The organism is Desulforamulus putei DSM 12395, assembly GCF_900129195.1.
GTDB classification, from domain to species: Bacteria; Bacillota; Desulfotomaculia; order Desulfotomaculales; family Desulfotomaculaceae; genus Desulfotomaculum; species Desulfotomaculum putei.
Map to the genome: position 1 here is coordinate 37,968 of NZ_FQUY01000016.1, position 13,506 is coordinate 51,473.

General features: G+C 46.3%; 15 protein-coding genes. All 15 read right to left on the reverse strand.

All coding sequences use genetic code 11. The annotated features are described in order from the left end of the window. Positions 1-672: 672 nt before the first annotated feature. The 15 genes from BUB67_RS10775 to BUB67_RS10845 all read right to left on the reverse strand — a co-directional run bounded on the left by BUB67_RS10775 (position 673) and on the right by BUB67_RS10845 (position 13,479). The gene (locus tag BUB67_RS10775) at positions 673-1,050 is read right to left on the reverse strand and encodes a hypothetical protein (protein WP_073239435.1); all 378 of its coding nucleotides are present in this window, start codon (positions 1,048-1,050) and stop codon (positions 673-675) included. 15 nt (positions 1,051-1,065) lie between these two features. After that, positions 1,066-1,452, reverse strand: coding sequence for a DUF6573 family protein (locus BUB67_RS10780; protein WP_073239436.1), 387 nt, complete (start codon positions 1,450-1,452; stop codon positions 1,066-1,068). A 413-nt stretch (positions 1,453-1,865) separates the two neighbouring features. Further along, positions 1,866-2,042, reverse strand: coding sequence for a hypothetical protein (locus BUB67_RS16450; protein WP_159431837.1), 177 nt, complete (start codon positions 2,040-2,042; stop codon positions 1,866-1,868). Between the two features lie 204 nt (positions 2,043-2,246). Beyond that, the gene (locus tag BUB67_RS10790) at positions 2,247-2,531 is read right to left on the reverse strand and encodes a hypothetical protein (RefSeq protein ID WP_073239438.1); all 285 of its coding nucleotides are present in this window, start codon (positions 2,529-2,531) and stop codon (positions 2,247-2,249) included. Between the two features lie 15 nt (positions 2,532-2,546). Further along, the gene (locus BUB67_RS10795) at positions 2,547-3,542 is read right to left on the reverse strand and encodes a topoisomerase (RefSeq protein WP_073239439.1); all 996 of its coding nucleotides are present in this window, start codon (positions 3,540-3,542) and stop codon (positions 2,547-2,549) included. A gap of 68 nt (positions 3,543-3,610) precedes the next feature. Then, entirely contained in the window at positions 3,611-3,931 is a 321-nt protein-coding gene (locus BUB67_RS10800; RefSeq protein WP_073239440.1) for a hypothetical protein, read from the reverse strand. A 135-nt stretch (positions 3,932-4,066) separates the two neighbouring features. Next, positions 4,067-4,456 carry a hypothetical protein gene (locus BUB67_RS10805; RefSeq protein ID WP_238457025.1) on the reverse strand — a complete coding sequence of 130 codons (390 nt, stop codon included), beginning with the start codon at positions 4,454-4,456 and terminating at the stop codon, positions 4,067-4,069. 124 nt (positions 4,457-4,580) lie between these two features. After that, positions 4,581-5,456, reverse strand: coding sequence for a zincin-like metallopeptidase domain-containing protein (locus BUB67_RS10810; RefSeq protein ID WP_073239442.1), 876 nt, complete (start codon positions 5,454-5,456; stop codon positions 4,581-4,583). 204 nt (positions 5,457-5,660) lie between these two features. Beyond that, positions 5,661-5,999, reverse strand: coding sequence for a hypothetical protein (locus BUB67_RS10815; protein WP_073239443.1), 339 nt, complete (start codon positions 5,997-5,999; stop codon positions 5,661-5,663). Between the two features lie 788 nt (positions 6,000-6,787). Next, positions 6,788-7,471 (reverse strand): hypothetical protein, encoded by a 684-nt coding sequence (locus BUB67_RS10820; protein WP_143157063.1) that lies wholly within the window; start codon positions 7,469-7,471, stop codon positions 6,788-6,790. 100 nt (positions 7,472-7,571) lie between these two features. Beyond that, complete coding sequence (locus BUB67_RS10825; protein ID WP_073239445.1) at positions 7,572-8,477, reverse strand: hypothetical protein; 906 nt, start codon at positions 8,475-8,477, stop codon at positions 7,572-7,574. An 84-nt stretch (positions 8,478-8,561) separates the two neighbouring features. Next, complete coding sequence (locus BUB67_RS10830; RefSeq protein WP_073239446.1) at positions 8,562-10,094, reverse strand: VirD4-like conjugal transfer protein, CD1115 family; 1,533 nt, start codon at positions 10,092-10,094, stop codon at positions 8,562-8,564. Continuing rightward, on the reverse strand, positions 10,072-10,686 hold the full coding sequence (locus BUB67_RS10835; RefSeq protein WP_073239447.1) for a hypothetical protein: 615 nt from the start codon (positions 10,684-10,686) through the stop codon (positions 10,072-10,074). The genes BUB67_RS10830 and BUB67_RS10835 overlap by 23 nt, the downstream gene beginning before the upstream one ends. Beyond that, a complete protein-coding gene (locus BUB67_RS10840) occupies positions 10,670-11,053 on the reverse strand; it encodes a hypothetical protein (protein WP_073239448.1) in 384 nt (127 codons plus the stop codon). The genes BUB67_RS10835 and BUB67_RS10840 overlap by 17 nt, the downstream gene beginning before the upstream one ends. 17 nt (positions 11,054-11,070) lie before the next feature. Continuing rightward, the gene (locus BUB67_RS10845) at positions 11,071-13,479 is read right to left on the reverse strand and encodes a DNA topoisomerase III (RefSeq protein ID WP_073239449.1); all 2,409 of its coding nucleotides are present in this window, start codon (positions 13,477-13,479) and stop codon (positions 11,071-11,073) included. Positions 13,480-13,506: the final 27 nt, after the last annotated feature.

A 13,506-nucleotide genomic window follows, 5' to 3' on the forward strand; every position in this document is an offset into this window, starting at 1 on the left:
TGACGCCCCCTGCCAGGGTCGTTTATTTATACCTACCGGTCTAAATAAACGACCCTACGGGTCTTGGACGCAAACCTTCCTGCCGGAAGCTTTGCGATATTCATCCGCCATTGGTCTGTTCCCATCAGCCCAACGGCTATGTATTTCTTACAGGTCTTTATTCGACCCATGCGACTCCCGTCGCTCTCGACCGGGTCCCTAAAGCCGCCCTACCGGTCCGTCTCACCTACCGGTCATCGACGTTTAGACTCCATACATAGGAACGATCCCTATGATGGAAAATACTCATTTGGGAAAAATGAGCTGAGACAAGTGATTTAAGGCAGTTACCACTGCCGCAGGTTCTACCGAACCTATCCGATCAACCTGGTTTCCACCAGGTGAAATATAATCATATGTGCTGTAACCCCAGCACGTAGGACAAAATTGTTGCAAAGCTATTCCCCCGTCAGGGGATGGCCTGGCTTGCACCAGGCCAAAATCTGTTAATAAAGTTTATTCTTCTTTAACAATAACCTTGTGAATATGATGGTCGCATTTACTTCCACTGCAACCTTTAAAACTTTCTTCCTTGTATTTATCACATTTGTTTACGACTTCTCGCGTTATGAATGCCTCGTACTTATTGCAATAATCTCCCGATTCAATAACCATACTATCTATCATCCTTTCCTAAATTCTTTCTACAATCAGCGCTTTTTTACCAAACTCCCTCACATCAGCCTTAGCAATTTCTGCTACAGTATTTAAAAACTTATGGTTATGAAGGAGTTTAGTAACCCCTTCTCTTTGAAATATTTTTATCAACTGTCTTATCCGGTGCTTAATTAACCTGTTCTCAAAAACTTGGTGTGCTTTCAGCATTTTTTCCATCTTTTCTGCAGATATGCCGGCTTCACACCAGTAGCACAAATAGTCAGGGCCGCCGGGGAATCCTATATATGTCCCGTGCTCACAGTGAGTAAGGCAGTAATCACATTCCTCGCTACTACCGTTGATGGAAGGGTAAAAAGGGTTACCGCAGGTTTTGCAGATCTTTTCAACTAACATTTAAAAACCCTCCCTTTAATCTTCATCCGGCAGCATGATGGTGACAACGGGCTCTCCCCTGTCACCCGGGTGGCACAGTGCTTTGAGCTTCACTGTTTCCCGGTGATTACCCCTTACCGCTTCAACACTAAACATGATCTGTGATTGTGCCCTGCTTCGTCTGGCGGCTAAGTAACACATCCAGAGGACATCCCAAAGCCGGCCGGTCTCTGATTGACCTTGGGTACGATCTGCTTCATCCGGAGTAATTAGTTCCGTCCACACAGCCTGGGTAACAGCTACAGGATATCTAAATCCTACTTCCATGGCAGTTTGAGAAACATCAATTAACACACCGTCTTCAATAGCCTGTTGTCTGGTATAAGTGTAAATTACTTCCCCAAAATCTAATAAACTTTCCATGTTCTTGATACCGGCTGCCGCCGGTATCCTCCCTCCTTTCGGATTGAATTTACCGGCTTTTAGCCTGGTATTTTCTTGCTACGCTATGCTTGATTATCACCACAAAAAATGTATAATTTAATCAAGCATACTCCTCTGTGAAGGAGGAGGCGTGTGGTTTTTTAAATAGGGCTTTTACTGTGTCTGCGTTAGGTTTATAATGTAACCTAACGTTTTTTCTTTCTCTTGCGGCTGACGCTGTGCCTAAGTTCAACCAGTTTCGTCAGCAGTGTAATGGCTGCTGTCAAAAGCTGGAGCAACTCAATTATTGGCATGAGCGTCACCCCCTCTCTCTGTGGGTCCCACACGCCTCCATGTGTAGGGACCAACAAGAGAGGGCTGCGTCAGGGCTGTACCACCAAACCCATATTCTTTTACTTATTTATCAGGTAGTTGATTAGATGGGCGCCAAAGTACAGCGGCACCGCGACAATCAAAAACCTGAACAGCTTACGCTCGTAAAAATCATCCAGCCAGTTGAAGGTATCCATCAATATATCTTCACTGGTTGGTTGGCTTTCGTAAACAGCCTTTCGTTGTACTTGTTCCATACTTAAAGCCGGGTATGGCCCTGCCGGGGCCAATTCCCCGGCAGGGCACCTCCCTACTGGTTAATTCTTTAGCTTTCTTTAATTTTCCGGGCCTTCAAGGACCGTACCCCGGTCCGTGCTCACCCGGCTTTTAATCCCCACTTTTTAGCCGCCAGGCACTTTGCTTGTTCGTGACTTTTAGCAACTACCCTGGTTGTTAAACCGTCAATCCTGGTGACCAGATAAACGTCCATCGTACTCATTCTCTACTGCACCGCCTTTCATGATTTCTTGATAAAGCTCCAGGAGTGGTGCTGCTACGTGCAGCAGTTCCTTTTCCACTTTATCTCTGTCATTAGCCATGACTGCGGAGAAAAGATGGCCCATATGTTCTGCAGCAATCATGGCCCATTTCTCCATAGGCAGGTCATGATCGCCTTTTACCATGCGGTTCATTAAAGCTTGTAAAGCTACTTTACCCAAGAAACTGTTCTTAACTTGCTCAGTCATTTAAAACATCCTTTCTTATACTTTTTTGAACCAAAACTTACACCCGGCTACAGCGGCATCATCTACGCCTTTGAATTTTTTGTGCCAAAGGGCTTCAAATAACCGCCTGCCGGCTCCGACTGCCGCATTTCTAAAGTCTTCGCAGGCTATACCAACGCGCGGGTTGGTATACTTGTCCTGATCAAAGGCTTCTATTACTTCGTGATCAGGGAATTTCTTTTGAAGGACTTCTACTGCTTCTGACCACGTATTAACGCTTACAGTGCCTAAAACTACGGCATTGATCCGCTGGCTGAGGATAGTAGCCTTTAAGGCCCCCTCCGTTACCCAGATTCGGCGGTCTTTTATTTCTTTCGGCCTGGCCACATGTACCGGAACTCCGGAACAGGCTCCCGATAGCTTATTTCCCGAGCTGAACAGCTGGTATTTTCTATCCCCGCTGGGTTTGTCTAGCCTGATCTGCAGGGCCTGGATTCTTCCTTCGGAATCCAGGATGGGGAATACAAACCCGGGGGAGTAGTTGAAACACCAGTAGTAGCCGTTGCCTTTTTTGTTAGGGGCCTGGTAGAACCCAGGTACTCCTTCCAGGTTATGACCCATATTGATGAGTCTCTGGCACACTTCCCAGGGCTTTATGCCGGTGAGTGACCGAAAGCCTGCTTTCTCAATTTCTTCAGCCGTTAAGCCCCGCCGTTTGAGCTCCTTGATGTGGTGGTGTTCCAGGGACAAAAGGTTAAGCATTGCCCGGTATACCTGGTTGCACACTTCAATTGGAGCTCTTACCGCAGCTTTTTCTGCCCTGTCCACGGGCTGATAATATACCGGCGGGGCAGTCAGTTTATGCAGCCAGCCGCCCATTTTACCTGATACTGGGTGGTTACTTTCAATGCGCATGCAGATGGCTATGCGGTCGTTGAAAGAACACCAATCAGCTTTGCCGCAGATGGGGCAGGGCTGATGCCGATTTACCCGTTGCAGCGGCTGGTTTATATACTTTTTGGCATAAGTCATATATCCGGCGGCTGCTGCCGCCCTTCACCTCCTTTAGGTTTGGGCGGCCTTTGCCGCCTTATATCTTCTTATTCTTCATCTTCGTCATCATTGAAAACTTCAAATTCAAAAGAATCCAATGCGCTTTGTATTTCATTTATCCAACCCCAAAGCTCGCCTTCCTCATATTGGTAACATGCAGTTTCTATTTCTTCTATTAATCCTTCTGCCTGTCTTATATAAAATTCCAGGGCAGCTAATCCGCTTTTTTTTGCTACCTCATTTCCCCGTTCAGCACGGCATAGATAAAGATTTTCACGTGCTTTTTCTAATTCTTCACAAAAGATTTCAGCTTCTTTGTAAATTTCATCTCTTTCCATATTTTTGTGTACCAGCCTTCCGGCTGACACTTATCCCCCTTTCGTATTTAAATACCGGGAAAAGACAAAAAGAGAACGCTTCAATGGTAGTTCCATTGATTAACGTTCTCTTTCTTGATATCCCTGCCTTGACGGCCTTGCTTTTTTCCCAATCCTTTCCAGGGGTTACAGCTGCTTGGCTCTAATAGCAAACCAGGCTTCCCCGTCTTTCATTACATTATACTCGATCTCAAACTTCTTGTTCAGACCATCTTGCAGTGTTTTTCCGACACCGTTTTTGGCAATGATTATTTGGTCATCCTTGCCGTTTTCTACCCGGCAAACAGCCCTGGTATTGCCATTCTTGGTCACTTCCACTTTAACTACAGTGACTACTGCTGTCGGATTCTCTTTTGCGTTCTTCTCTGCCCCTTCGTTTTCAGTAGAAGAATCGTTTTGGTTGCCGGTGTTGTTGGTAGGCCGTTCGGCCGTATTTTGATTAGTTAAGCCAGAAAATATAACCGGAACCGCAAACATACGGCAGGAACCGGACCATGCCATACACTGCTCACGCAAACATTCTTCAAAACCTCTGAACGGACATGCTTTTTTCATTTTTCCGGATACGGGCCTCGGCCCGCATCCTCCACCTCCTTTTAGTTTAGTGTAGGATTACAGGCCGCTAGGCCGTCAGCTTTCTTTATGCAGCACTTTTCTTTTCTAAGTCTTCTGCTGCTGCAAAAACCCTTTTCATGCACTCTTCCACATCGGATAGTACACGAAAGATAACTTTTAAAGCCTCGCCGGGATCATTGGCGGCGTAGTGTTTGATATATTCCCAGGAATACTGATGATATCCCCGAATACCGTGCAGCTCACACATTGTGGCCGCAAACACTTCAGCAACAATTTCTTGCTCTGATACCTGCCCGTTTTGAAGATTTCGGAAAGTATGGTGGACTGCATGTCCTAACTCATGAAACCACGTCTTTACGTCATGGGTATGCAGAACAATTTTCTTTCCGTTTTCACCCCAGGCATAAAAACCGTAGGATCTGTCGCTGCTGGGCGTGTAGATAATTTCTTTTACTCCGAACGCTTTTGCCACCTCAGCCAAGGGCGGCGGTTCGGGTGGAGCATATTTACTTTCTAAAAGAGGTTCCCCTTCGGTATCCTCATAACGGAATACCGGGATAAACCGAAACCCGATAACAACCATGCGTTCTTCTTCGATTTTACGTTCTTCTCCCGTTTCCGAATCTATTTCTTTGGCTTTAAATATTACTTTTTTAGTTAACGGCGCTAAAATATAGAAAGCTTTGGCGCCCTTTTTAACACGCCTATTGACTTCTTCCCACTGTTTAAACCCCCGGGCATCTTCGGTACCGTTTAAAAGCATTATGATTCTGTTGCCCATGCTCCACTTATCAGACGGTCTTTCGTCACCCGCCTGACGGCGAAGCATTGTTCTGGCCACGGCCGGCGGCAGGTCGCCGCTTTCAAACATGGCCATCAGCCGGTTTAGGGTTGCCTTTGCTTTCTCAGTATCAAGTTTCATGCTTGCAGGGCAGGCCATCTATTGCCCGCCCCTTTCACCTCCTTTGTGGTGATGGGCGGGCCGGGCCGCCTGGAATATTAATTTTCTTTCCAGATACATCCACAGACAGGGCAAATAAAATACCCTTCTTCATCTACCTCAACCAAAGATAGACAGTTGTAGCATTGACAGTTAATAAGAATTCTTTCCATAGACACATCCCCCCGCTACGCTGTTTTTATTTCATCTTGCAAACTTTTCCCGGTACTCCCGCGCCGCCGGCGTGTCGAACCGGAGCGGGTTTTCTCTGATTTCCGCCCAGAAAGTGCGCCGGTTGGCCGGAGCGACTCCGAATTTACGCAGGCACTCGGCTTTAACCAGACAGAACAGGCGCTGCTCTTCCCGCTTGGCCAGCTTTTTGAAGTCCGCCAGCGTGTTTTGAAGCGCGATGTTCGCGTTTTCGATGCCGTAACGCTCCACGTACTCGTTGTAGCGTTCCATGATGTCCTGCTCAGTCAGGTCTTTCCCCGCCTGCATGGCGTAGTGCAGGGTCTTGACGATAAGTTTTCTAATACTGTCCATTAGCCGTACACTCCTTCCATAAAATTATGTACAGAGCGTCCGGCTACCCAACCGGACGCTAAAATAAGCTGCCCGGCTGGGCAATATTTTCACGACTTTCAATAAAAAAAGGCACGCCAAAAAGCGGTTATCAATACCGCAGTTTGCATACCTTTCAATAGCTTCTTAGCTTATGCTAAATCATCTTGCAAACGTTTCTTATCCGGCATCACATCCAGTGCATGGGCATACCCGGACTTTAACCCTTACACCTTCACCCTGCGCTTGCCGCCGCATCAGCACTGGTAGTGCGGGACCACACCTTCACCAGTGGTTCGGGTTCTCCTTGCTCTCAGCCCCGTGGCGGCGAAATCCCTCAAAAGCCCTACACGGGGGTTGGTGCCGTTTCATAAGTTTAACCTGCGTCTCCCCTCGGCGGAGCACACCCGCCTGACGCTGCATTTCTGCGCGGTTAAACTAAATCTTCCTGGATTTATTAGGCCAGGTCCTTACTGCTGCCAAGAAGGGGTAGTTGACAACAGCATTTTCCCAGTGTGGCCACTCACCGAGTTTTGTTTTGACAACTACTTTCTGTGAAAATGCACAAAAACCGAGTTTTTATGCCTTAACACCATAGTTGTCTGTCAAAACCACTAAACCCTGTTTAGTGGTTTTTGACTTTGGAAGACTATAATAACCCTGTTATTATAGTGGCCGGTCTTCCTGGTATAGCCGTTTTCCCACTCAGTGGATAGCTATACCTTTTATTTGATTACACATTTTTACAATACCAAATATTAATTCAAAAATCAATCCACAATATCTAAAAATTGTTTTTTACTTATATCATAAAATTTGTTCCCGTTACAATCCAGTTGTTTGGCCAGGTCTTTGGCGTATTTGTTTATATTTAGCGCATCCAGTGTTTTTATATTTACCAGGAAGATTGTAAATCTGTAGTTAGGTATTTCAGAAACTCTGACATCTTCCAAAAGTTCTATGTTATATACCTGACCCTTCTGGTTTTCTTTTACTTTATAACAACCTATCATAGCAAATAGTTCCTGCACATCAAAAACAAACTGCGCCTTAAGGTACTGTTTATATTTTTGTTCTAAAGAAAGGGTAAATGGCAATGAATTATATTTCTCCCCCATATCTTCAAGGGCATATACACCACCTGTATCTACCATATACCAAAAGTATTCTTTTTCTTCTGTTTTTATACGATTTTCGTAGACTAAACCAGTAATGACACAATCCTCAATTAATCTTTTAAATTTATTAAACTTTATACCTATTCCTGGGATTATCATATCCTTATCAGCTATCTGAAAGTAGTTAATAAATCTTAATATGGATTCATGTTCTTTTGTAAGCATTAATGTTTTAAAATATCCGGCTACATCATCCTTTGATATATTACGACCAATAAGTGGTTCTTCAAAGCCAATGTTATATCTCCGGCCTTGTGTAGATTCGATTGATTCCATAAAATAGTCCGTGTCATAATTACATAGCATACTCTTCACCTCAAATTAACATTAATTTTGGAAAATCCCCGGACAAATGGTGTCCGGGGATTTAAAGACACTACTTTTCTTCTCTTTTATGTTCCGGGTTCGGTTGAACCAGGGTTAATTTGCTTGTTTTTTCAGCTTTTTTATTCCGCCAGTAATTGCGGTTTTTTCTTCTCCCCCTAATTAATTCAGGGTCAAAAACAGACAAACTAATTTCTTTTTCTTTCGTGTTGCAATTATTGACAATGCAAACTAATTTTTCTCCCAGTCGCGGTGTTGGATTATTGACCGGATAAGGGGCTATACCTACCACACCAGGGCTTAATGCTAAAAAGATGTTGCCTAGGCCGAGTCGCACAACAGTACCGGTTACAATATCTCCTCTAATATATTTTACATGTTCCCATGGATCGATCAGGGAAACAATAATTTGGCCGGTAGATTTGTCAATTTTATCAATTATGGCCTGTACATATTGGCCTTCACTATATAATTCGTCCAACCGCATAGAGCGTGAAACCCTGGCTTCTCTGGGGTTAAAACTGACGATTACACCACCACCAATATCTACGCCCAGCCATATGTCACTGACAAAGACTACCTGTGCCTCGAATTTTATTCCTTCTTCTGCAATATGCAAAAGCCGGTTACGGGCTTCTTCTACCAGTTCGCGGCGGGTGCAGGCTACCAGGTTGTTTTTCTTATCGATACCTTTGATTCGAATATTTATTTCTTTTCCTACAAAGAAATTCATCATTTTATCGGTAGGAAGGCCTGTTTCACTTGCCGGCACCAGTCCCCGGACATTGGGAAAACCATCAAACTCCAGTTCCCAAGCCAGTCCTTCCAGGGTTTCATGTCTTCTAGTGGCAATTACTGTGGCTGTCATTATGGTGTTGCGGTCCCTGGCATCGTAAAGTAGGTTCCAATGATCTGTTTTCTGTTCAAAGTTTCTTTCAGGCGGTAATAGAGTTTTCATTATAAATTTCCCCCTTTATTTTTCTTGGGTATTCGGATTCCATAGAATTCGAATACCCATTTAAATCAGTTTTTGGTTAGTTTTTTACCAGTGGTTGTGGTTGTTAAAATTAACGGTGTACTTATGGGAATTTTTTGTACTAGAATTTTTTTGAGACTGATTATTAGTTTCAATATAACTGATGTTCGGTAAGCTAACAGTAAATGGCCTTGGCGTTACTATTGAGCTGATGGGCAATTCTCCCAGTTCTTTTATCTCTTTAGCTTGGGGCAATCTATCCCAGCCCACTTTTTTAAGGTATAAAGGGTAGCACCACTGTATCAGTGCCAAGCAGTCCAGCGGGTGCATTCTGGCTATTTCATCCGGGGTCATCAGGGACCTTTCGATGACCTTTTTGGTCTTTTTGCTTAACTGAAGGTGGTGAGCAACCGGTACGGTCACGTCTTCACTCTCAAATTTGCCGTATACCGCAACTTTCCCCAGTATCCGCGAGAACATTTCTGCTGTTTCAAGATCCCCGGGGGTAACTCCCAATAGCAGAAGGGTTGGGCAGTTAGCTAAAATGTTTTTTGCTTCTTCTCTGCCGTATACATCGTCCAACTGGCTGCGGCCCTGGAGGATAAATTGAATGTGAATACCTAAACTGCGTGCTGTTGAAATAATTTCTGAAAAGCCTGGTATTTGGCCGATGTTGGCAAATTCGTCTAAAAGCATACGCACCGGTACCGGCAGTTTACGGTTGTTGCTGTCTGCCAGTTGATACAGTCGCTTAAATAAAAACATGTAGAAGGTTGAGAGGATGGGTTTTAATACTCTGTTTTCTCCTCTGACCGGTAGTACACAAAAAAGTGCTGTCTTTTTTTTACCCACATCACTTAGTTCTATTTCCTGCTGTGATAACAGGGCTGCCAGTGGTTCAGTGGTAAGCACTTTAAGTTTTGCCGAAAGGCCGGAAACTGCGTGTTCAAAGTTAGCTGATGCGGTGCCCCGCCAGCGTTCGTAGATGGTAGCGCTAATTTTGCCCGTCTGGTAGGCTTCTTTAAAACGATAATTAAGCTGTTCTTTATCCCATGATGTAAGGCTCATCACAGTTCGCATGTGTCTTTGCTCTTCCGGAAAATCGCCCTTTAGGAGGCCCACCAGGGCTTCTAAAAGCTGGATTTCTTTTGCCACAAAATAGCCAGAATCATCTTTGGCCGCATTATTAATAAAGCATGAGGTCATTTCTGCCACTTCTGCGTCGTCACTGCTTTCCAGAATGGGATTCCAGCGGTGACTGCAGGCAGGGGTATTTAAGTTGAAAATTTTTACTTCATAGCCCATTGCTGCTAGCCAGGCAGACATAATTTCTGCCAGTTCTCCCTTGGGGTCTATAACCACCATGCTTTGACCGTCTGCTACGGCCGCAATCATGTTGCCCAGGACAAATGAGTAGGATTTACCGCTGCCAGTGCCGCCAAAGATGGCTGCATGACCAGCCAAGCTGGGCATCCCTTTAGGGGCTTTGCCGGGTATGACTCGGATGATCTCTCCGTCCAGTTCGCCAAGTATAATACCGCCCGGGTAGGCGGTATTGGTAAACAGTTTTATCACATTAAAGGGCGCTTGTCTGGTCAATATGATCTTCTCCTTTCTTTACAATCTTAGGTGTTAAAGGTGGGCCAAATTCACAAAGGTGTTTAATATCTTGTTTAGCGGCCCACCGTGAGGTGCCGTGGGCTGCGCTGTCGGCTACTTCTAATCCATGTGAGAATTTTGAGTTGTTTTTTCTCTTCCCCCCTTTCAGACTGCGGGTTATTTGTATAGCTACTGGTACTAAAAATACCAGTAACAGGTTTAGCCACAGCCAGATCTTTCTTACATTCGGCTGACTGAGTTGGGTGCTGCTTTTACTGACCCAGGCCCAGGCGGTGGTGATGGGATGCTGCCAGTAAAAACTAACTGAATCAAATGCGTGTTTAGCCGCCTCTTTTTGGGCGGCGGTAGCAAATATTGATATTCCGTCTGCCCATTTACCAAGCCCCGACAGCCAAGCGGCCAGGGTGCCCAGCAGCCACACGTCTGCAATATAGAGCAGTGGTAAGGCCACCGGCAGCCCGGCGGTAATGAGTACGGCTTTTTTATGTTTCTTTACCCAGGGCGGCAGGTCTATGTCACGGGCAGCTTTGATTGTTTTTAAGGCAGGCTTAAGTTTATCCGGCAGTCTCAATCAGGGCACCTTCTTTCTGGCGTGTAATGTCGTAAGGCACAATTCTCATGGCCAGTTGGTTGTCTACGCCCAGGGCGTCTAAAACCTCCCGCCGGACGTAGACGTAGCCTATTTCTCCCAGTTCATTCAAGTTTTCGCTGAAACGAACGCAAGCCTCGTATTCTTTGTTGATTTTCAAAGAGGTAACATACCCGCCCGGGGGAAGATATTTTTTGTCGGTATCCAGTTGGACCAGGATTTCATCCACAATTCCAAGCCTGCTTTTAAGTTGGTGAGGAATGTAAATTCTGCCGATTCTGTTCATGCCTTCGGTAAACACTGTTTTGTTGGGTGTTTTCTTATAGTACCTCATGTAGAAGCTGTACATGGGTTCATCTCCTTCCTTTAGTTTTTCCGGGTGAACTCAAATTCTACTTTACCGTTGCCGATAACCAGGGCAGCTTCAAATTCCTTGCCGGCTTTACTTTTGAATCCTTTCAAAACGCCAGTGCGGCCTTTAGCCAGCAGTTCCCTGGCAGCGGTAATGCCGATTTTCTTCCCCGAGATTTCCTTCCAGATGGTGAATTTACAGCCCTCTTGATAACCGGTGCATCCAAATCCACGGCTGTTTTCAACCACGTCTCTGCCGCAGATAGGGCATTTACCCAGGGAGTTACTGCCGGCTTCACTCTTCCGGCCGGTATTGTCCGTTGCTTGGGACCTATCCGGGAAGCTAAACTCGATCTTGCCGCCTTCCCCAAGAACCAGCACTGCGTCAAAGCTCTTGCCGGATTTCCCCTTAAAACCTTTAATGATTCCTGTTTTGCCCTTGGACAGCAGATCCCCGGCTTGCTTTTGGGTGATCTTTTTACCTGCCATTTCTTTCCAGATGGTGAATTTACAACCGTCTTTGTACCCTGAACACCCGTAACCCTTTGTTGTTTCCACCACGCCCCGGCCGCACACCGGACAATTGCCAAGAGCTTTCTTTTCCGCGGCAATGCTGATGGCTGTTTCTTGATTCCGGGCCAGTTCCACCAGTTCCCTGGTATATTCACATATACTCTTCATCCATGCCGCGCTGTTTTCTTGTCCTTGCTCGATTCGCCGCAGGCCTTCTTCCCAGTTTGCGGTCATTTCTACCGATTTCAGCTGCTCCGGCACCAGGTCAATCAGGGTCATACCTTTAGGTGTAGGGACCAGGGATTTCTTTTCTCTGACCAGATAGCCTACTTTTATCAGTCTTTCAATAATGGCCGCCCGGGTAGCAGGTGTGCCAATGCCGCCAGCCTCCTTCAGCACCTCGGCCATTTCCTTGTCATCACAAAACCGGCCGGCGCTTTCCATAGCCGCCAACAGTGTTGCTTCTGTGAATCGCTTGGGCGGTTTGGTCTGTTTTTCCACCGGCTCTGCCTTGGATACCACAACGTTTTCCCCTTGACTTAAAGGCGGCAGGTTCTGGTCCTCGTTCTCATCGCCGTCTTCTTTTTGCTCCTGCTGTTTATCACGCCACAGAACTTTCCAACCAGCGGCCAGCTCCACTTTACCCTTGGACATAAAGGTTTCACCGGCTGCCTGGGTGACAACTTCGGTTACGGCATACCTGGCCTCAGGGTAGAAAATGCTTAAAAACCGCCGCACCACCAGGTCATATATTTTTTCTTCTTGATCGCTCAACCGCACTTCAGCCGGGTTTCTGTCGGTTGGTATAATGGCATGGTGGTCGGTGATTTTGGCATCGTCCACGTATCTTTTGTCCAGGTGTGGTATGTCTGCAGGAATAAAGTCTTTATATTCCGGCATATTTTTAAGTGCTGCCAGGCGGCCGGCCAGGGTTGGCACCATAGCTGTAGACAGGTGACGGCTGTCGGTTCTCGGGTAGGTAAGAAGTTTGTGCTTTTCATACAGGGCCTGGGCAATATCCAGTGTCTGCTGGGCTGTATAGCCGTACCGCCGGTTAGATTCTTTTTGCAGGTCGTTAAGGTTAAATAAAAAAGGCGGCTGTTCTTTGGCCTCCTTCTGCATTAACGTTATGATTTTCCCTACGCCTTCACGGGCAACTTTGTCTGCCAGTGTTTTGGCGGTCTGGGAATCTTTGAATTTGGTTGTGTCTTTTGTGAACCATTTGCCCCGGTAGGTTCCCCCGTTGGCCTGAAAAACTGCGTAAACTTCCCAGTATGGCTTTGATACAAAGTTTTGTATCTCTTTTTCCCTGCTGACCACCAGGTTTAGGGTTGGGGTCTGCACCCGCCCCACCGACAGTACGGTGTTGTGCCGTACTGAAAAGGCCCTTGTGCCGTTGATCCCTACCAGCCAGTCCGCCTGGCTGCGGGCTTCGGCGGCTGCTGCCAGGTTGTTGTATTCTCTGCCGTCCCGCAAGGCAGCAAAGGCGGCTTTTACCGCCGACGGCGTTGTTTCGGACAGCCACAGTCTTTTGATTGGCTTCCGGCTGCCGCAGTACCGGTAGATCCGGCGGAAAATTAATTCCCCTTCCCGCCCAGCGTCGCAGGCGTTTATCACCTGGACTACTTCCGGTAAGTTGAGCAGTTTTTTCAGCGCCCGTAGCTGTTTGGCAGATGAGCCAATCTCTGTAAGTTTGAAGGTGTCAGGTATAATGGGCAGGGTGCTTAAGTCCCATTTCGTAAGGGCCGGGTCGTATTCGGACGGGTCGGCCAGTTCCACCAGGTGGCCAAAGGCCCAGGAAATCAGGTATTCATTGTTTTCCAGGTAGCCGTCCTTGCTTTCGAATTTGCCTAAAACTAGGGCAATATCTTTTGCTACCGATGGTTTCTCGGTTATTACTAAAGTTTTCAAGTAAGCACACCTCCTGTATTGTTTTTT

What these genes read in the sequence shown, in the direction of transcription:
- BUB67_RS10840 (WP_073239448.1), bottom strand. Translation starts at nt 11,053, where the DNA reads ATGTACAGCTTCTACATGAGGTACTATAAGAAAACACCCAACAAAACA.
- BUB67_RS10780 (WP_073239436.1), bottom strand. Translation starts at nt 1,452, where the DNA reads ATGGAAAGTTTATTAGATTTTGGGGAAGTAATTTACACTTATACCAGA.
- BUB67_RS10790 (WP_073239438.1), bottom strand. Translation starts at nt 2,531, where the DNA reads ATGACTGAGCAAGTTAAGAACAGTTTCTTGGGTAAAGTAGCTTTACAA.
- BUB67_RS10825 (WP_073239445.1), bottom strand. Translation starts at nt 8,477, where the DNA reads ATGAAAACTCTATTACCGCCTGAAAGAAACTTTGAACAGAAAACAGAT.
- BUB67_RS10775 (WP_073239435.1), bottom strand. Translation starts at nt 1,050, where the DNA reads ATGTTAGTTGAAAAGATCTGCAAAACCTGCGGTAACCCTTTTTACCCT.
- BUB67_RS10810 (WP_073239442.1), bottom strand. Translation starts at nt 5,456, where the DNA reads ATGGCCTGCCCTGCAAGCATGAAACTTGATACTGAGAAAGCAAAGGCA.
- BUB67_RS16450 (WP_159431837.1), bottom strand. Translation starts at nt 2,042, where the DNA reads ATGGAACAAGTACAACGAAAGGCTGTTTACGAAAGCCAACCAACCAGT.
- BUB67_RS10820 (WP_143157063.1), bottom strand. Translation starts at nt 7,471, where the DNA reads ATGGAATCAATCGAATCTACACAAGGCCGGAGATATAACATTGGCTTT.
- BUB67_RS10795 (WP_073239439.1), bottom strand. Translation starts at nt 3,542, where the DNA reads ATGACTTATGCCAAAAAGTATATAAACCAGCCGCTGCAACGGGTAAAT.
- BUB67_RS10815 (WP_073239443.1), bottom strand. Translation starts at nt 5,999, where the DNA reads ATGGACAGTATTAGAAAACTTATCGTCAAGACCCTGCACTACGCCATG.